Source organism: Halosolutus halophilus (genome assembly GCF_022869805.1).
Classification (GTDB): Archaea; Halobacteriota; Halobacteria; order Halobacteriales; family Natrialbaceae; genus Halosolutus; species Halosolutus halophilus.
This window is the reverse complement of the sequence record NZ_CP094974.1, coordinates 1,503,551-1,522,310: the sequence shown is the minus strand read 5'-3', so window position 1 is coordinate 1,522,310 and position 18,760 is coordinate 1,503,551. Positions and strand designations below refer to the sequence as shown.

At 66.1% G+C, this 18,760-nt stretch carries 16 protein-coding genes; 12 read left to right on the top strand and 4 right to left on the bottom strand.

Going from position 1 to position 18,760, the window contains the following annotated elements:
* Positions 1 to 349: 349 nt before the first annotated feature.
* The 3 genes from cmk (at position 350) to MUG98_RS07410 (ending at position 3,145) form a co-directional block, all read left to right on the top strand.
* Positions 350 to 961: a (d)CMP kinase gene (cmk, locus tag MUG98_RS07420; RefSeq protein WP_265111500.1), complete on the top strand. Its 612-nt coding sequence runs from the start codon at positions 350 to 352 to the stop codon at positions 959 to 961.
* Between the two features lie 128 nt (positions 962 to 1,089).
* Complete coding sequence (locus tag MUG98_RS07415) at positions 1,090 to 2,004, top strand: DMT family transporter (RefSeq protein WP_265111499.1); 915 nt, start codon at positions 1,090 to 1,092, stop codon at positions 2,002 to 2,004.
* A 73-nt stretch (positions 2,005 to 2,077) separates the two neighbouring features.
* Entirely contained in the window at positions 2,078 to 3,145 is a 1,068-nt protein-coding gene (locus MUG98_RS07410) for a S66 family peptidase (RefSeq protein WP_265111498.1), read from the top strand.
* Positions 3,146 to 3,178: 33 nt separating this feature from the next.
* Here MUG98_RS07410 and MUG98_RS07405 read toward each other — a convergent pair whose 3' ends face one another.
* Positions 3,179 to 3,625, bottom strand: coding sequence for an acyl-CoA thioesterase (locus MUG98_RS07405; RefSeq protein WP_265111497.1), 447 nt, complete (start codon positions 3,623 to 3,625; stop codon positions 3,179 to 3,181).
* A 104-nt stretch (positions 3,626 to 3,729) separates the two neighbouring features.
* On the opposite strand from MUG98_RS07405, the gene MUG98_RS07400 reads away from it, so the two are divergent.
* From MUG98_RS07400 to MUG98_RS07385, 4 genes are all read left to right on the top strand, one after another.
* Positions 3,730 to 5,502: a TraB/GumN family protein gene (locus MUG98_RS07400; protein WP_265111496.1), complete on the top strand. Its 1,773-nt coding sequence runs from the start codon at positions 3,730 to 3,732 to the stop codon at positions 5,500 to 5,502.
* Positions 5,499 to 6,128, top strand: coding sequence for a zinc metalloprotease (locus MUG98_RS07395; RefSeq protein ID WP_265111495.1), 630 nt, complete (start codon positions 5,499 to 5,501; stop codon positions 6,126 to 6,128). Before MUG98_RS07400 ends, MUG98_RS07395 begins: the two co-directional genes overlap by 4 nt.
* Before the next feature lie 96 nt (positions 6,129 to 6,224).
* Positions 6,225 to 7,226 (top strand): phosphoribosylformylglycinamidine cyclo-ligase, encoded by a 1,002-nt coding sequence (gene purM, locus MUG98_RS07390; RefSeq protein ID WP_265111494.1) that lies wholly within the window; start codon positions 6,225 to 6,227, stop codon positions 7,224 to 7,226.
* Positions 7,227 to 7,396: 170 nt separating this feature from the next.
* On the top strand, positions 7,397 to 9,124 hold the full coding sequence (locus tag MUG98_RS07385; RefSeq protein ID WP_265111493.1) for a twin-arginine translocase subunit TatC: 1,728 nt from the start codon (positions 7,397 to 7,399) through the stop codon (positions 9,122 to 9,124).
* A gap of 126 nt (positions 9,125 to 9,250) precedes the next feature.
* On the opposite strand, the gene MUG98_RS07380 is transcribed toward MUG98_RS07385, so the two are convergent.
* Positions 9,251 to 9,790: a macro domain-containing protein gene (locus tag MUG98_RS07380; protein ID WP_265111492.1), complete on the bottom strand. Its 540-nt coding sequence runs from the start codon at positions 9,788 to 9,790 to the stop codon at positions 9,251 to 9,253.
* Between the two features lie 256 nt (positions 9,791 to 10,046).
* Here MUG98_RS07380 and MUG98_RS07375 point away from each other — a divergent pair, with 256 nt between their 5' ends.
* Entirely contained in the window at positions 10,047 to 10,214 is a 168-nt protein-coding gene (locus tag MUG98_RS07375) for a hypothetical protein (protein WP_265111491.1), read from the top strand.
* 233 nt (positions 10,215 to 10,447) lie between these two features.
* Here the strand turns inward: MUG98_RS07375 and dpsA are convergent, their stop codons facing one another.
* A complete protein-coding gene (gene dpsA, locus MUG98_RS07370; protein WP_265111490.1) occupies positions 10,448 to 10,993 on the bottom strand; it encodes a DNA starvation/stationary phase protection protein DpsA in 546 nt (181 codons plus the stop codon).
* 201 nt (positions 10,994 to 11,194) lie between these two features.
* On the opposite strand from dpsA, the gene MUG98_RS07365 reads away from it, so the two are divergent.
* From MUG98_RS07365 to MUG98_RS07355, 3 genes are all read left to right on the top strand, one after another.
* Positions 11,195 to 12,664 carry an aldehyde dehydrogenase family protein gene (locus MUG98_RS07365; protein WP_265111489.1) on the top strand — a complete coding sequence of 490 codons (1,470 nt, stop codon included), beginning with the start codon at positions 11,195 to 11,197 and terminating at the stop codon, positions 12,662 to 12,664.
* 231 nt (positions 12,665 to 12,895) lie between these two features.
* Positions 12,896 to 14,188: an MgtC/SapB family protein gene (locus tag MUG98_RS07360; RefSeq protein WP_265111488.1), complete on the top strand. Its 1,293-nt coding sequence runs from the start codon at positions 12,896 to 12,898 to the stop codon at positions 14,186 to 14,188.
* A 268-nt stretch (positions 14,189 to 14,456) separates the two neighbouring features.
* The gene (locus MUG98_RS07355) at positions 14,457 to 15,800 is read left to right on the top strand and encodes an aminotransferase class III-fold pyridoxal phosphate-dependent enzyme (protein WP_265111487.1); all 1,344 of its coding nucleotides are present in this window, start codon (positions 14,457 to 14,459) and stop codon (positions 15,798 to 15,800) included.
* A 49-nt stretch (positions 15,801 to 15,849) separates the two neighbouring features.
* Here MUG98_RS07355 and MUG98_RS07350 read toward each other — a convergent pair whose 3' ends face one another.
* The gene (locus tag MUG98_RS07350; protein ID WP_265111486.1) at positions 15,850 to 18,117 is read right to left on the bottom strand and encodes a cation:proton antiporter domain-containing protein; all 2,268 of its coding nucleotides are present in this window, start codon (positions 18,115 to 18,117) and stop codon (positions 15,850 to 15,852) included.
* Positions 18,118 to 18,329: 212 nt separating this feature from the next.
* Here MUG98_RS07350 and MUG98_RS07345 point away from each other — a divergent pair, with 212 nt between their 5' ends.
* A complete protein-coding gene (locus MUG98_RS07345) occupies positions 18,330 to 18,749 on the top strand; it encodes a hypothetical protein (protein WP_265111485.1) in 420 nt (139 codons plus the stop codon).
* Positions 18,750 to 18,760: the final 11 nt, after the last annotated feature.

Genomic DNA, 18,760 nt, shown 5'->3' with positions numbered 1-18,760 from the left:
CCTCCCACGACTGAAGTCGTGGGGTTTCACGGTCACAGATCGTGCCCACGACGGGGACGGTTCTCCACTCGTCGCACCGCGTGGTGGAGTTGTGGGCCGTGCCAGTGCGGCCCCCGACCGAGATAGCGGGCTTCAGTTACCTCCCCGGTGGAGTGCGTATCCTTACCTCGGACTCGGTAGTTCATTTTACGGTCATCAGGATAATCACTGCTCCGCCGGTTGTCGGCTTCATCCCACCCGTGAACGGGTGGGCCCTCGCCTCGCTACCGGTAATGGAGTCGTCGGTCGGTCAGTCGGTCCAGCGCACGTGTCCCACCATCTTTTCACCCTTCGAGAGAAACGGAGAGCTATGTCCACGAACGGATCGTCGACCGTGGAGATCGATACCGACCTCTTCGTCACCGTCTCCGGGCCACCGGGCTGTGGTGCCACGACGCTGTGTGAGCGCCTCTCGGACGCGATGGGCTGTCCGTACGTCTCCGGCGGGGACATCTTCCGCGAACTCGCGGACGATCGCGGCGTCAGCCTCAACCAGTTGACGGCACAGGCGGACTCGTCGGACGAGATCGATCGGGCGCTAGACAGCCGCCTCCAGTCGATCGCGGAGCAGTGGGGCGCGAGCAGCAAACCGTTCATCCTCGAGTCGCGACTCGCCGGCTGGCTCGCGGGCGACCGCGCGGATCTGCGGATCTGGCTCGACGCGCCCGAAGACGTTCGCCTCGAGCGGATCAACGACCGGGTCGAGACGGAAGCGGAGATGCGGGTCCGGGAGGTCAGCGAGGCCGGCCGCTACCAGTCCTACTACGACATCGACGTCACCGACCGCGAGTTCTACGACCTCCACCTCAACACCGCCCGCTGGAGCAAGGCGGGCGTGTTCACGCTCGTTCGCGCTGCGATCGAGGAGTACGATCCTGAAGTCGACGAGGGAGCGTTCACCACGCCCGCGGTGGACCCGTAGCCGAACCACGTCCGGCGGATGGAGTCGAAACCCACGCCAGCCGATCGACTGCGACCGTTTCCTTCGCCGTCGCCGATCGGATCGCCGGAACCGCCAGTGATTTGCGCCGGTCGACGAAACTCCGTGACGTGACCCGACTCGTCGACGTCTCGCTCTTTCTCCTGCTCGCCGTCCTCTGGGGGCTGTCCTTTCCGGCGATCGCGGTCGGACTCGAGTACCTGCCGCCGCTGCTGTTCGCGGCGATGCGGTACGACGTCGCCGCGATCCTGTTACTCGGCTACGCCGCGATCCGCGTCGGGGACTGGGTGCCGCAGGGCCGGCACAACGTGGCGGCCATCGTCGGCGGTGGACTCTTCCTCATCGGTGGCAACGGCCTGCTCTTCGTCGGGCAGCAGACCGTTCCGAGCGGCGTCGCCGCGATCATTCAGGCGCTCGTGCCAATCTTCACCGCGCTGTGGGCACTCTTCTTGCTGGACGAGCGACTCTCGGCGATCGGTGCCGTGGGCGTCGCGATCGGCTTTCTCGGGATCGGCCTCGTCGTCCAGCCGGATCCGAACGACCTGCTGGCCGGCGACACCGCGGCACGACTGCTCATCGTCCTGCAGGTCGCCAGCGTCGCACTCGGCGGTGTGCTGATACAGCGCGCCGGACCGACGATCCCTCGGGTGCCCCTGACGGGCTGGTCGATGGTCGTCGGCGCGCTCGTCTTGCACACCGTCAGTATGGGGCTCGGCGAAGTTCCCGCCGGCGGCGCGACGGCCCCGACGGCGATCGGCATGGTGCTCTACCTCGGGATCTTCTCGACCGCGATCGCCTTTCTCATCTACTTCACGATTCTCGAGGAACACGGCGCGTTCGAGGCGGCGCTCGTCGCGTATCTCGTCCCGGTCGTCGCGACGATCGTTGGCGTACTCGTCCTCGACGAGACGATTACCACCCTGACGATCGGCGGATTCGGACTGGTCGCGCTGGGCTTTGCCCTGCTCAAGCGGCAGGCGATCGTCCACGTGGCCGGACTCGCTTCGAGCGTCGGCCGTCCGTGACGAGTATACCTGATGCGATTGGTGATACCACACCACAATCAACTATTTGAGACGATCGCCGAAATGGGACGGTATGCCCGAAAACGGAGGGCGCGAATTCGTCACGCCACCGCCGCTCGAACGAGGGGATCGGATCGCGGTCGTCGCCCCGTCGTCGAACCCGTCGACCGAGTACCCCCACGTCTACGAGCAGGGGCTCGATCGGCTCCGGGAGGTGTTCGACCTCGAACCGGTCGAGTATCCGACGACCGAGAAGGACGACGACTACCTCTACGATCACCCGGAAGAACGCGCCCGGGACGTGATGGACGCGTTCGAAGACTCCGAGATCCGCGGCGTGATCGCCGTCATCGGGGGCAACGACCAGATCCGGGTCCTCGACCACCTCGATCCGGACGTGCTCCGGGCGAACCCGACCCGGTTCTACGGCTACAGCGACAACACGCACCTCGCGTCGTACCTGTGGAATCTGGGGATCGTCTCGTACTACGGGCCGTCCGTGATGGCCGAACTCTCGATGGAGGGTGGCCTCTTCGAGCACACCGTCGAGTACACCGAACGGGCGTTCTTCGAGGATTCGTTCGGCGACCTTCGTCCCGCGGACGTGTTCACCGACGAGCGAGGCGACTGGGCGGATCCCGACACACTCGATCGACCCCGCGAGACCGAACCGAATCCGGGCTGGGAGTGGGCCGGCGGCGAGACACCCGTCGAGGGACGGGTCTGGGGTGGCTGTCTCGAAATCCTCGACCAGCAGTTCCTCGCGGACCGGTATCTGCCGGCCGAGTCGGCGCTCGACGGTACGATCCTCGCGATCGAGACCTCGCAGGAACTGCCGGACCCCGACTGGGTCGCGGGTGTATTCCGGGCACTCGGTGAGCGGGGCCTCCTCGAACGATTCGACGGGGTGCTCGTCGGTCGCCCGGCAACACAGTCCAGCCTCGAATCCAGGCCGGCGGACCGCCGAGAGCAGTATCGGACCGACCAGCGGGAGGTGATCGAGGACGTGGTCGCCGAGTACAACCCCGACGCACCTGTCGTCTCGAACGTCGACGTCGGACACACGTGGCCGACGACGCCGATCCCGATCGGCGGTCGCGTCCGGATCGACCCCGGGACGAAGACCGTCCGGTTCGACTGACGGCCGTATCGCGATCGACCCTGTACCGACGGACTACAGACCGCCGTTTTCGCCCTCGAGGGCCTCCTCCCGGAGGCGTTCGCCCTCCTCGGTGCTGACCGTGAGATCGGGGACCGACGTCGGCGTGTTGTCGTCGTCGATCGCGACGTAGACGAAGTAGGATTCGGTGGTCTTCTCGCGCTCTCGCGTTCGCAGGTCCTCGCGTTCGGCGATCAGGCGGACCCGGACGCTCGTGGCGCCGGCCTCGTAGACGTAGGCCGTAATAAACGCGGTGTCGCCGACCGGGATCGGCCGCTCGAAATTCATCTGGTTGACCCGCGCGGTGACGCAGGTCTCCCCGGAAAACCGCATCGCGGACATCGCACCAACCTCGTCCATCCACTTCATGACGTTGCCACCGTGGGTGACCTCGAGGTTGTTCGCGTGGTTCGGCTGGACCATCTCCCGGTTCTCGATCAGCGTCTCCATGAGATCGGTCATCGCCGGACGTTCCGGGACGACGCTGATCAGTCTTGCTGTCGGTGGCTTCCCCCGGGGAGCGCGGGTCCGACACTGCTAAAAGTCGTCGCCGAGTTGATCCGGTAATGAGCGATGCAGGCGACGCCGACGTGCCGGATCCTCCTGAACCGCCGGCCGATGGACGGGGATCCGTCCACGTCCTTGGGACGGCACACGTCTCGCAGGCGAGCGTCGACGAGGTTCACGAGACCGTCGATCGAGAAGATCCAGACGTCGTCGCCGTCGAACTCGACGAGGGCCGTTATCGACAGATGCAGGGCGGCACACCGGACGACGTCGAAGCGAAGGACCTCCTCTCGGGGAACACCGTCTTCCAGTTCCTGGCCTACTGGATGCTGTCGTACGTCCAGTCACGGCTCGGCGAGCGGTTCGACATCGAACCCGGTGCGGACATGCGGGCAGCGATCGAGGCCGCCGAACGGAACGGCCGGGGCGTCGCACTGGTCGATCGCGACATCCAGGTGACGATCCAGCGGTTCTGGAGTCGACTGTCGGTCACGGAGAAGTTGAAGATGGTCGGCGGACTCGCGCTGGGCATCACTGACTCGCGGACGATCGGATTGGCGTTCGGTGCCGTCGGTGGACTGTTCGTCGGGGTCGTCTTCGCGGCGTTTCTCGGTCCGGCGTTCGGACTCGACGCACTCCAGACCCTCGGAATTGCCGACTCCTCGACTCTGCAGTACATCGGTGGTACTGGTATCGGCGTCGTCGGCGGACTGCTGGTCGGACTGATCTTTTTGCCCTCGCTGGAGTCGGCCCAGAGCTACACGGGCGGCGTCCTCAGCGGATTCTCGATCCGGCTGCTTGGCGGCGTCGCGATCGGAGTGGCTGGCTGTCTCGCACTGGTCGCGACGAACACCTTCGTCGGGCCGTTCTCGGCGTCGACCGTCGAAGGTGCCGGCGTCTACGCGATTCGGGGAACGATCGGCGCACTGGCGGGTCTCGGCGTCGGGGTCGCGATCGGTGCGGTCTTCGGACTCGTCCTCGACGCACTCGGCGGTGACGTCGAAGACATCGACGAGATCGACATCGAGGAGATGACCGACGGCGACGTCGTCGCGGCGATGATGGAGGAGTTCCGCCGGTTCAGTCCCCGGGGCGCGAACGCCCTGATCGACGAACGCGACGCCTACATCGCACACAAACTCCACCAGCTTCGAGAACAGGGCTACGAGGTCGTCGCGGTCGTCGGCGCGGGACACAAGGCCGGCATCGAACGCTACCTTCTGAATCCCGACGACCTCCCGCCGATGGAGTCGCTGACCGGAACCGCGTCGGGACGGCGATTCTCGCCGCTGAAGATCGTCGGCTACCTGGTAATGGTCGGCTTCGTCGGCTTCTTCTTCCTGCTGATCATGGCGGGCGTCCAGAACACGTTCCTCCTCCAGATCTTCCTGGCGTGGTTCCTGTTCAACGGGATCTTCGCGTTCACGCTGGCCCGGCTGGCCGGTGCACGCTGGATCAGCGCCGGCGTCGGCGGGAGCGTCGCCTGGCTGACCAGTATCAACCCGCTGCTGGCACCCGGCTGGTTCGCGGGCTACGTCGAACTCAAACACCGGCCGGTGAACGTCCGCGACATCCAGACGCTCAACGATATCGTCGGCGACACGGAACGCCCGATAGGCGACGCACTCGAGGACATGTTCGACGTGCCGCTCTTCCGACTGATCATGATCGTCGCGTTGACCAACGTCGGGAGTATGATCGCGACGGTCCTGTTCCCGATCATCGTCCTTCCGTGGCTCGCACCGGAGATCGGCGGCGTCGACGCACTGATGAACGAACTCGTGCGTGGTGCCGAGAACAGCCTCGAACTGCTCCGGGGGATCCTCACGTGAGCTACCGGTCCCGCCGAGAGCCGGAACCCGAACTCTCGTTCAGCGACAAGGAACTGCTCGACCTCGCGCTGGCCTGGATCACGTTGAGCGTCGCGTTCGCACTGTTGCTCGAACCGATCCATCGAGGGGGCGATCTCACCCGTTTCGTGACGATGATCGGACTGAGCTTCGTCACGGTCGGGGTCGCGTTCCTCTTGCACGAACTCGCCCACAAGGTCGTCGCCATCGAGTACGGCCAGATCGCGGAGTTCCGCGCGGACTACCAGATGCTCTTTCTGGCGATCATGAGCGCCCTGATCGGCTTTCTGTTTGCCGCACCGGGAGCGGTCTACCACCGGGGTCGGATCACGAAACGGCAGAACGGCCACGTCGCGCTCGCCGGCCCGGTGACGAATCACCTCCTCGCGGTGGCGTTCTTCCCACTCATGCTGTTTCCCGGCCTGATCGGGACCGTCGGCCACCTGGGGGTCCTCATCAACCTCTTTCTGGCCGCCTTCAACATGATCCCCTTTGGCCCCCTCGACGGAAAGTCGGTGCTGGAGTGGAGCAAACCGGTCTTCGCCGGCGTCTTTACCGTGAGTCTGGTCCTGCTCGCGGGATTCTACGCGATATTCGGCTTCTTCTGACGATCGGCCGCGTTCGGCCGACGAATACCGTGTTGTTCGGCGCTTGCCGGAGCGCTAACCGGTGACCTTTTGCTCACGCCACGAGGTCGTTCACTCATGACCGAGTCAGCGGACGACGGGAGCGGGAGCGAGCAGGAGCGGCTCACCTACGCCGACACCGGCGTGGACATCGAGGCCAGCGAGGACGCGACCGCGGCGCTGCTGGCGGCGTTCGGCAGCGACCTGACGACCGAGTACGCCGGCCTCGTCGACATCGGCGATCGGTACCTCGCGCTCGCGACCGACGGCGTCGGCACGAAGCTCCTGGTCGCGGAGGCCATCGAGGACTACTCGACGATCGGGATCGACTGCGTCGCGATGAACGTCAACGACCTCGTGGCCGCGGGCGTCGACCCCGTCGCGTTCGTCGACTACCTCGCGATCGACGAACCCGACGAGGACCTGACCAATGGGATCGGCGAGGGGCTGGCCGTGGGACTCGAGGAGGCCGACCTGACGATGCTCGGCGGCGAGACGGCGGTGATGCCCGAGGTCGTGAAGGGCTTCGACCTCGCGGGCACCTGCGCCGGACTGGCGAAGAAAGACGAGATCCTGCCGGGTGAGGCTGCGGTCGGCGACGTCCTCGTCGGCGTCCCCTCGAACGGGATCCACTCGAACGGGCTCACGCTCGCCCGCGAGGCCGTCACACGCGACCACGACTACGCCGACCCGTTTCCGCCCGACGAGAATCGGACGATCGGCGAGGAACTCCTGCGTCCGACCCGGATCTACACCGCCCTGCTCGAGCCGATGCGCGCACACGACGCCAGCGCCGCGGCGCACGTCACCGGCGGTGGCTGGACGAACCTGCTGCGGATGGGCGATCGAAAGTACGTGGTCGACGACCCGCAGCCCGCCCAGCCGATCTTCGAGTTCGTTCAGGCGGAGGGTGCGGTTACCGACGAGGAGATGCACCGGACCTTCAACATGGGGACCGGCTTCGTCGTCGCCGTTCCCGAGACGCAGGTCGACGGATTCGTCGCCGAGACCGACGGCCAGGCCATCGGCCGCGTCGAGGAAGGGAACAGCGTCGAGATACGCGGGCTCTCGCTTTCGTGACTCCGGCTCTCGGTTCGTAGCCACGGCGGGCGTCGGCAAAATCTCGATCCGGCCGGCACCAGTCGATCGCAGTCGGACCGTCTCGTCGACTACACTCGCCGCGTGAGCGTCCCGGAAGCCGTCACGTATGAGAGAGATTGATACTCGCGGGAGGCGTAGGAAAGAGCGAATTGGTAGTTCGCAAACCGGGGGTAACCGCCCCGGCACCGGGTCGGCAGTCTGGAATACGTGACACGCCGGTCGGTCGGCTCTTCAGGACGGTTCGGGCGCGTCTGCGCATCCTGTTCGTAATCTTCCTGGTCAACTTCCTCGGCGTCTTCTACCTCGTTCGGCTGGGGCTCTGGCCGCGGCTCGAAGCTGATCTGCTCGCTCGCGGGGCGGAGATCGTCGCGCTGACGCCGTTCGACGTGATACTGCTCCAGGCGAAACTCGGGACGATCGGCGGGATCCTCCTCACGCTCCCGGCGTTGATCGTCCTCGGCCGCAGGTCGCTCGGCGAACGGCAGGCGTGGTCGTGGCTCGCACGCCGCTGGTACGTCGCGATCGGCGTGAGCGGCCTCGCCGCGGCGCTCTTCGCCGGGGGCGTGACGTACGCGTACGCCGTGATCTTCCCGTTTCTCTACGAGTTCCTCTCGGCGAACGCCATCGCGAGCGGGTTCACCCCGACGTATTCGATCGTCTACTGGACGCAGTTCACTCTCACGCTCATGCTCGTCATGGGCGCGGCAGCGGAGTTGCCGCTAGTCATGACGACGCTGGTGTACGCCGAGGTCGTCGCGTACGAGACGTTGCGCGACCACTGGCGGATCGCCGTCTTCGGCGTCGTCCTCGCCAGTTCGATCGTCAACGGCTCGCCCGACCCGTTCTCGATGCTGCTCGTCGCCGCGCCGCTGGTCGTGCTGTACGGGGTGGGACTCGGCTGTGCGAGACTCGTCGTGAGCGCGCGATCGTCCGGGGCGCTCCCGACGCTTCCCGGCGAAACCGACGCGGGGACAACCGCCGGTACAAAGGAAGGGGTCGGAGCGTCCGCTGCGACCGGAGACGACGACAGGCCACGCCGGATCGCCGGCACGATCGAGACCACCGCGCTGGGGGTCACGAGCGCCCTCGTCGAGGAGCGGCCGGACGACGAGATCGGCGGGTACTACTACGACCTCCGGTACGTCGTCGCCCGACTGCGCGAGAAACTGTTGATCATCGGCGCCGCGTTCACGCTGGTGTTCTTCGGCATCTTCACCGCCCTCTACCAGGGTGGGATGGGGCTGCTCGTGGGCGACTTCACCGGTCGACTACCGGCGTCCGTCCGCCCCGGCGACGTCGACATCGTCCTCATCCACCCCGTCGAGATCCTGGCGTTCGAGATGAAAGTCGCCGCGATCCTGGCGCTGGTCGCCGTCGTGCCGCTGGTCTGTTACTACGCCTGGCCGGCGATGCTCGAGTGCGGCCTGGCTGCGGGGTCGCGCGTCGTCTTCAAGTGGTGGGCGATCGCACTCGGCGTCGGCCTCCTCTCGGGCAGCGTCGGCGGCTACCTGTTCGTCGCACCGGCGCTGATGGCGTACCTGGTGACCGACGCGGTCCACGCCGGGATGGTCATCAGCTACCGCGCGCCGAGTTTCTTCTGGCTCGTCTTCCTCGCGTCGATCGGGGTCGGCCTCCTCGCGGACGTCGTACTCACGATGGTCCTGTTTCACTTCACGGGGATCGTCTCCTACCGGACGATGCGCAGGCGCTGGCGCGAGGTAACGATCGCGCTCTGCTGTCTCGGCGCGCTCCTCCCCCAGGGCGTCGTCGTGATGGTCGTACTCGCCGGTCCCGTCATGGCCGTCTACTGGTTCGGGCTGGCGATCCTCTGGCTGGTTGGTGTCGGGGGACGGGTGCGACCCGTCCACGCGACCTGAACCGGTTCGTGATCGCGAGGACACCGTAAAATCGGAGTCGCGCCCCGGCGGAGCGATCGCACGTCGCGCGGTCGCTCGCGGGGCAGCGACGCTCGTCGAGGAACTCGCGGTGCGTCGGCGGATCCGTCAACGGTCCGCTTCGGTCTCGTCGATCGTCCCCGACTCTTCGGACTTCCCGCTCGCGACCCTGATCGCGTCGTACTCCTCGTCGCTGTACGCGATGAACCGCACCTCCTCGAGCGTGTCCGGGTCGTAGTCGCGGATCTCTTCGGCGATTATCTCTGCCCCCTCCGTGAGATCGAAGCCGGCGACGCCACAACCAAGCGCCGGGATGACGATCGACCGGCAGCCGAGTTCGTCGGCCTTCTCCAGGGTATTCCGGGTCGCGTCCCGGATGCTCTCGGCGGTCGCCTGCCCGTCGCCGTAGTGGGGCATCGCAGCGGCGTGGACGACGTACTCGGCGTCGAGGTCGTAGGCGTCGGTGACCGCGACGTCGCCGAGATCGATCGGTCCCTTCGCCATGGCTTCCTCGTTGATCCCCTCGCCCGCGCCGCGGCGGAGTGCGCCGGCGACGCCGGATCCCATCCGGAGGCTCGTCCCGGCGGCGTTGACGAGCGCGTCGGCGGACTGTTCGGCGATGTCGCCCTGAACGACGTCGAAGTTCATACGCGCGGGTACGACCCCGAACAGTTTGAAAGTGGGTCACTCGAGCCCGAGCAGTTCGAAATCGAGTCACCCAGCCCCGACGGGTTCGGAAGTGAGCCGCGCAGACTCGCGGATCGCCGGTATCCCAGGGCTCGCGACAGCACCGGTATCCGATCGATTCGCGATCGACGCGCCGAGTCGACCGTCCGGAACCGGTGTCCCGAACTCTTAGGCCGACCAAAACCCTTATAGTTTTAGGCTCGCCTAACACCACGTGATGGACGTACCCGCCCGCAGGCAGGATGCCGACCTCGACGAGGACCCCGAGGTGCCGGCGGCGGTCGTGACCAGTCACGAGACCCGCCCCGGCAAGGTCGTCTTTACCGAACGAAACAACACCGACGGCTGGATCGCGACCGATCTAGCCGTCGACCTCGAGCCGTAGCTCTCGCTCTCGATACGGCTTCTGCGAACCCGTCAGCGACGAGCGATCGCTGTCTCGCGTGCAGTCGCTCGTCCGGTTCGGATTTCGTTCGATCCGGGACCCCGATGGAGCAACCCTTCGATCGAACGACTCGCTATTCGATAGACTGCTCGGCGCCGCTACCTGGTGTGACGTCGTCCGTAAAATAACAGTGTCGGCGATCGTCGACGCAGTTCGGTCCCGTCCGAGTTCGGTTACTTCGTGGCCTCTTCGAGCACCAGCGTGTCGTCTTCGAGGTAGTGTTCGAAGTGATGGCCGTCCTCCTCGGTCGTCACGAGGATTTCGCGCAGGAGTTCGGCCGTCGCGTAGTCACCGAGGTTCTCGGCGAGTTCGATGCTGTCGCGCTGGGACTCGATGATGTCGCCGTACATCTCGAGGTCGTGTTCCATCATCGTCCGGATGTCGTAGACGTCCTCGCCCTCGAACTCGACGGTCGCACGCTCCTCGAGGTTCGCGGGGCCGGAAACGGGTACGCCGCCGAGCGCCTGGGCGCGTTCGGCGATCATGTCGGCCGCCTCCTCGACGTTCTCGTAGGCCTCTTCGAAGAACTCGTGGAGCGGCAGGAACTCCGCACCTTCGACGACCCAGTGGTGTTTCTTGAGCTGGTGGTACAGGACGTACGCGTTCGCCAGTTCGGTGTTCAGTGCGTCGACGATCTGCTCGGCTTTGTCCTCGTCGAGCCGGAGGCTGTTCTCCTCGACGGTCTCGGCCGATTGACGGACGGTCTTCTGGGTGCTCATCGTATTCCGTAGTACTCGCGCGAGACCCTTAAACGTTATCCATGGAAAAACAATTTTTGGTGTGGCTAAAAAATATATTCTACTATCTCGTTCCCACGTTCGTAATCTCGAAACACACCAACGTTTCCCCGAACATCATTCTGGCCCGGGTTTTTTCGAGCGTGAGTAAATATTTTTAGTGTGGACGTCCAAGAGAGAGATATGGCAACGAGAGTGGCACAGCGGAGAGAGCGGATCTACGTCGACGGGGAGTGGATCGAGACCGACGAAACGCTGTCGGTCACGGACCTCGCCGACGGCGGCACCTTCGCACAGATCGCGGCTGCGGGGCCGACCGAGGCACGGGCTGCCCTCGCGGCCGCCCACGAGATCAAACCCGAACTGCGGGAGACGACCGTCGTCGAACGCGCGCGGTGGTCCGAGGCGATCGCCGAGGGCCTGCGCGAACGCGAGGAGGAACTCGCCGAGGTCATCGTCCGGGAGGCCGGCAAGCCGATCTCCTCGGCCCGCGGCGAGGTCGCCAGTGCGGCCGAACGGTTCGATCGCGCCGCCGAGGAAGCCCGGAACATCGTCAGCAAAGGCGAGTTCCGCGAGGGCTCGACGAGCGGACACGAGGGCTGGAACGCCATCGTGAAACACGAACCGATCGGGTCGGTGCTGTGTATCACGCCGTACAACTATCCGCTAGCGACGACGGCATTACAGGTTGCCCCTGCACTCGCCGCCGGCAACAGCGTCCTGCTCAAACCTGCGAGCAAGACGCCCGTATCCTCGGCCATCCTCGCCGACGTCATCGCCGACGTCGACGGCATTCCGGACGGCGCGTTCAACTACGTCCCCGGCGAAGCCAGCGATATCGGCGACGTCCTTTCGGGGGACGATCGCATCAACGCGATTGCGATGACCGGGTCCTCGGGCGCGGGCAAACACGTCGCGCGCGAGAGCGGCATGGTCAACCTCCACATGGAACTCGGCGGGAACGCTCCCGCCGTCGTCTTCGACGACGCCGACCTGACCGACGTCGCGGGTAACTGCGTCAAGGGTTCGCTGAAGTACGCCGGCCAGCGCTGTTCGGCCATCTCGCGCGTGATCGCCCACGAGTCCGTCCACGACGACCTCGTCGACCAGATCGACGGGCAGATGGACGCCTGGCAGGCTGGCGACCTCTTCGACGAGAACACCGCCTTCGGCCCGCTCATCAGCAAAGATCAGGCCGAGTGGGTCCAGGAACTCGTCGACGACGCCGTCGAGAAGGGTGCCGACCTCGTCCGCGGTGGCGAGCGACGCGCGCCCGAGGGCGTCCCGGACGAACTCGGCGACCAGTTCTTCGAACCGACGCTGCTGGCGAACGTCCCGCAGGACGCTCGCCTCGTCGACGAAGAGCAGTTCGGTCCCGTCGCGGCCGTCACGACCTTCGAAGACGACGAGGAAGCCGTCGAGATCGCCAACGGCTCCGACCTCGCGCTCGACGCCGCCGTCTTCACGTCGGACTACGATCGGGCCATGGAGATGGCCAACCGGATCGACGCCGGTGCCGTCCGCATCAACGGCGCACCGAGCCACGGACTCGGCGACGTTCCCTTCGGCGGGAACAAGGATTCGGGCATCGGCCGCGAGGGCCTCGACGCCTCGATCCACGAGATGATGCGCAAGAAGAGCATCATCCTCTGATCGTCAGTCCGACCCTCTCTCCGTTTGACTGTCGACCGCGCTCCGTTTTCTGGCCTGCTGACCGTTCTCCGTTTTCCACGTACCCTGCACGCCCCGTACGGGCCGGTCCCGCCTGACCCGATCGATGGGCGCCCCCGGGGTAGCGGTGTCGCCGACTCCCGCCGGCAGCACCGCCGTTCGGTACCGAGAGCCGGCACGTCGTTTATACGTGCTCGGGGAGAATTGTCGGAAGTGAACGGGGTTACGCTGCAGGTCGTCGATGCGCCGCTCGACGAGGCGGTCGTCCGCATCGCCCTCGCCGCCGCGTTGGGGATGTTCCTCGGACTCGAGCGCGAGTGGTCCCAGAAGTCGGCGGGCATCCGGACCTTCTCGCTGATCAGCCTGCTCGCTGCCGTCTTTACCATCCTCGCGATCGACACGACCGTCGGTCAGGGGCTGCTGGTGCTGGGCGGATTGCTCGTGATCGTCCAGGGAGTGTTGCTCGCCGTTCAGGGGCTGCTGAGCGACGAGGACGCCGGCCTCTCGCTGACGACCTCGGTCTCGATGCTCGTCGCCTACGGCGTCGGCGCGCTCGTGGCCGCCGGGTTCATCCTCGAGGGCGTGACCGTCGCCGTCCTCTCGTCGCTGTTGCTCGTGCTCAAGCGCGAACTCCACGAGTTCGCGTGGGGGCTCTCCCGCGAGGAGATGCGATCGTCGACCGAGTTCGCCATCCTGGCGTTCGTGATCTACCCGCTCCTGCCGTCCAAGTATAACCTCGATCTGGGCGCGATCACGATCCCGCTCGAACCGCAGGTGATCTGGCTGATGGTCGTCGCCGTCGCCGGCATCGGCATCGTCAACTACGCGATCGTCTCGACCTACGGCGGCCGGGGCATCGCCGTGACCGGCTTCTTCGGCGGCCTCGCCTCCTCGACGGCCGTCGTCGGGACGATGCTCGACCACGTCAGCCAGCGGCCCGAGGCGTCGTCCTACGCCGTCGCCGCGATCCTGCTCGCAAACGCCGCGATGGCAGCGCGGAACCTCGCGATCGCCGTCGGGTTCACGATGGGCGGCGGCACCGAGGTGCTGGTCGAGGCCATCGTCCCGCTCGGCACGGTCATCCTGGTCGCGTTCGTCGTCGCCGCCACGACCGCGGACTGGAGCGAGTCCGGGCCGATGGAACTCGAGAGCCCGTTCTCGATGAAGAACGCGCTGGCCTTCGGGGCCGTCTTCCTCGTCGTCCTCGTGTTCGGGTCGCTCGCCGAGACGTGGTTCGGGACGCTCGGCTTCTACGCGACCGCCGTCGCGAGCGGCTTCGTCTCCAGCGCCGGCGCGACGACGTCGGCCGTCGTCCTCTATCGCGGTGGCCAGCTCAGCCCGCCCGAGGCGACGCTCGCGATCCTGCTGGCGACGGTCTCGAGTATCGTCGTGAAGGCGATGCTCGCGGCGACTTCGACGAACCACGGCTTTCGCAACCAGGTTGCAGCCTACAGCACGCTGCTGCTGATCGGCGGTGCGCTGGCATCGGTCGTCGTCGTCATCTAGACGTCGTTCGATCGCGCCCGTGATCGATTCGCTCGGCTGCGAGACGGGGCCGTCGATCGTCGCTATCGTGGCGCGTGGCGATCCGGCGGACCGATCGCGTCGAGACGACGGCGCGAGCACCGTCGTGACCGTTCACATCCGATCACCAGTGATCCTTTACCGCCATTTGTGAAGCCGAATGCGACAAAATCGGACGGGCGTGCTGCGACGACCCACACTCGCTGAAATACAACGGTTATTTTTACTCACCAACTCACTAATACGGAATATGGACCGCGACACGGTCGAGCCGCAGGTCGAGACGATTCCGGGCGAACGCGCGAAACGGTGGGCCGACTACCACCACCAGTTCGCCGCCCCGAGTACCTACGTCTACGAGTTCGTCTGGGATACGGGGGCCGAGGCGATCGGTCCGTTCTGTACCGACGTCGACGGCAACGTGTTGCTGGATTTCACGAGTCACGTCGCGGCCGCCCCGCTCGGGTACAACAACCCGGCCGTCCGCGAGCGACTGCGGGAATTCGACCTCGTCGATCCGCTGAAGATCGCCGGCCAGGATTTCTACGTGAGCGGCGGCGGATCGCCGGCGGACGCCGACTTTCCCGGGCCGACCCAGCTGATGGACCGGCTGGTCGCGATGACCGACCACTACGACATGGATCGGGTCTTCCTCTCGAACTCTGGGGCCGAGGCCGTCGAGAACGCTATCAAGATCTGTTACGCGAACGGCGGCCACCGGGCGGTCACCTTCGAGGGGGCCTTTCACGGCCGCACGCTCGGAGCCCTCTCGCTCAACCGATCGAAGGCGGTCCACCGTACCGGCTACCCCGAGGTGCCGGGCGTGATCAGTGTTCCCTACCCCGCCTCACAGGAGGCGTACGAGACCCGCTGGCGAACCGACGGCCCCGGCGGTAACGTCCTCGCCGATAAACTCGATCCGGATCAGGGCGTGATCGATCCCGAGGAGATCGCCTACATCATCCTCGAACCGCTCCAGGGCGAGGGCGGCTATCGGGTCCCCCATCCCGAGTTCGCCCGCGACCTCGACGCCCTCCGCGAGCGGTACGGCATCAACGTCATCGCCGACGAGATCCAGTCGGGACTCGGGCGGACGGGCGAACTCTGGGCCGTCGACCACCTCGATCTCACGCCGGACGTCATCACCAGCGCGAAAGGATTGCGGGTCGGCGCGACCATCTCCCGATCGGACGTCTTCCCCGAGGAGACGGGGCGTCTCTCCTCGACGTGGGGGGCCGGCGATTTCATCGCCGCGATGCAGGGGGTGCTGACGATCGACGCGATCCACGAGCAAAACCTGCTCGCGAACGTCCGCGAGCGGGGCGAACAGCTCCGAGCCATCGTCGAGGAGGCCGATCTCGAGGGGGTGGTCGACGTGCGGGGCCGCGGCCTGATGCTCGCCGTCGAGTTCGACACGAAAGAGCGCCGGGAAGCCGTCGTCGAAGCCGCGTTCAGGCGCGGCCTGCTCACGCTCGGCTGTGGCCACAGCACGCTGCGCCTGTTGCCGCCGCTGGACGTCACCGAGCGAGAGATCGAACTGGGAGCGCGTTTGCTCTTCGAGGCGATCGCGGACGTCGCGGCCGCCGACGCGTGACGATCGGCTCCCGGTGCCGGTCCGCTCCCCGTGGTCCACCCGCGTGCGCCTAGATCGAGGTGAGCACCGCCACCGGACACGACGCGTTCCGAATGACGTACTCGACGCGACTGCCGAGGTACGCGCGCCGCGATATCGGGCGCACGTACGATCCCATGACGATCACGTCGGCGCCGGTCCGATCGGCACGCTCGACGAGTTCCGCTTCGGGACGCTCGGAGGTCGTCACGGTCGTCAGTACCGTCGCCCCGAGCCGTCTGCCGAGTTCCGCCTCCCGCTCGACGATCTGTTCGCCGATCCGGCGCTGCTGGGAGAGGTCGGGATCGCCGGCGAACCGATCGTCGAACGGCGGCGCGTCGACCACGTGGACGACCTCGACGAGCGCGTTCTCCCGGGCCGCGATGGAGAACGCGAGTTCGGCGGCGAAGCGACTGGACTCCGTCCCGACCGTCGGGAGCAGGATTCGGTCCAGTGACTCCTCGGCCCAGTCGGCCGGCGGGTTCAGGCGCATCGCCGGCGGGGTGCTGACGATCATCGCCGGCGCCGGCGCCTCCTGGACGACCCGATCGACCGTATCGCTGAACAGCGACTCCTCGGGAGACCGTCCGGCTCCGGTCTCCCCGAGAACGACCAGATCGTACCCGACGTCGACCTCCTCGAGAATGGTCTCGGCGACGCTCCCGTCTCGTCTGCGGGTGATCCGTCTCGGCGTACGCTCCGGGTCGCCCAGGTGGCGTTCGACCGAGGAAAAGACCCGATCGGTCTCGCCGGTCACGACGGTCGCGTTCGACTCGCGTCTTCCGCGCCATCGTCGTACGAACCGTCCGTTCCGCATCCGGCCGAGGATTCCGGTGGACGTGCCGTGGGGCCCGTCGACCGGCTCACGCACGCACAGCAGGTCCAGTTCGATGTCTCGATCCCGAACCAGCGGCCCGAGCAATCGGGCCGCGTACTGGGTGTCGGTCCCGCCGCGGGTCGGTAACAGGATCCGCGTGAGATTCTCCACGAAGCTCTGCTGGAGGTACGTCTCCCGCTCCATCCGGTCGCGCTCTTCGTCGCTCATCTCGATCTTCGGGATCGACCAGCGCATGATCGCGGGCGCCATCAGCGACGTCACGATGGCGATCGCGACGATGATACTGTACATCTCGGTCGTCAGGATACCGGCCCCGAGGCCGATCGTCGCGACGATGATCTCCATCGCCCCCCGCGCGTTCATCCCGCCGCCGATCGTGATCCCCTCCCAACGCGAGAGTCCGGCCAGGGGTGCCACCCCCATGATGCCGGCGAACTTCCCGAAACACGCCACCCCGAGGACGACGAGGAAGACGGCGAAGACCGTCGGATCGACCAGCCCGGCGACGTCCATCCGGAGGCCCGCGATCGCGAAGAAGATCGGCGCGAAGATCGAGAGCGTGACCACCTCGAACGCGTGTCTGAGGTCGTAGTCGAATCGCTTGACCTGGCCGACCAGCACGCCGACGACGAACGCGCCGAGGATTGCCTCGAGCCCCACGTACTGGGTGATCGCCCCCGCGGCGAGTGCGAGCAACATGACCGTCGAGAGCACCGCGGTGTCGCTCCCGACGGCGTTGTCGACCCACCGGAGGAGGTCCGCCGTGAGCCGCCGCCCGATCGTGAACGCGAGTCCGAGAAAGACGACCACCGAGACGATCGTTGCCGCGGCCGAGCCGATATCGAGGACGCCGGTTCGAGCGAGTCCCGCGACCGTGGCCAACAGGATCCAGCCGATCGTGTCGTCGACCATGCCCGCCGCGAGGATCAACTGGCCGATGTCGCGACGGATGACGTCGAGTTCGATGAGCACCTTCGCGATGACGGGGATCGCGGAGATGCTCATCGCCGTCGCGATGAACAGGCTGAAGACGATTCGCTGTTCGGGGGCGGCGATGAACGCCGCCGGGAGGAACCAGCCGAGCGCGAAGCCGGACGCGAACGGAACGACGATCCCGCCGACCGAGAGGACGATCGCCGTCCGGCCCTTGCTGATGATGAGATCGATGTCAGTCTCGATCCCGGTGACGATCAACAGCATGACGAGTCCGAGCCAGGAGATCACCTCGAGCAGGTGAAACTGGTCCTCGGATACCACGAACAGGGCCTCGTAGACCCCCGGTGCGAAGAGGCCGAGCACCGAGGGGCCGAGGAGGACACCCGCGAGGAGTTCGCCGACGACCGCCGGCTGGCCGTGCGAGCGAAACAGCTCCCCCAACGTCCGTGCGACGAGCAGCAACACCGTGAGCTGTGCGATGACGAGAAACAGTTCGTGATGGCCGAGCGGTTCGATAATCTCCATCGATTTCCTCACTGAACCGTGTGCGTTCGCTACCCCGTCCGGGACACCTCTACCACCTTCAGCTACTTCGTTCCACGGAGGTACAGCCGTCGATGACCCTTCTCACCGCCACACAGTCAGGTAGCGATCGAAACGATCGGCCGCCGAAATCGCCGCGACCCTCACCACGAAAGCCGCAGTCTCTTCCCGCGCTCGGGCGAAGTATCGATCCAATGATTGGCGCATTCACGGTCGGCAAGAAAGCGGTTACGTTCGGCTACAAACGATACGGGATCCCCGGCGCGATCGCCTCCGGCGGGATCGCACTGGCGGGGTACGTCGCGGTGCGACGAGCCCTGCGATCGATGACGGCGTCCGACGACGAGTCGATCGACTCGGCGATCGACGCCGCGACGATCAAGAACGCGATCGACGCCGACGGACTGGGGGCGGTAGCCGATCCCGCGACGCTGGACGAGGCGATCGACGCGGAACAACTGGTCTCGGACGTCGAGATGGACGATCTCACGTCGTCGGTGACCGAGCAAACCGACGCCGTGACGGAGGGGATCGTCGACGACGAGTCGACGGGCGAGACCGGCGACGACCTGACGGAGGGCGTGGGAGGCGACGAATCGGAGACGGACGGCTAACCGCGGACGGC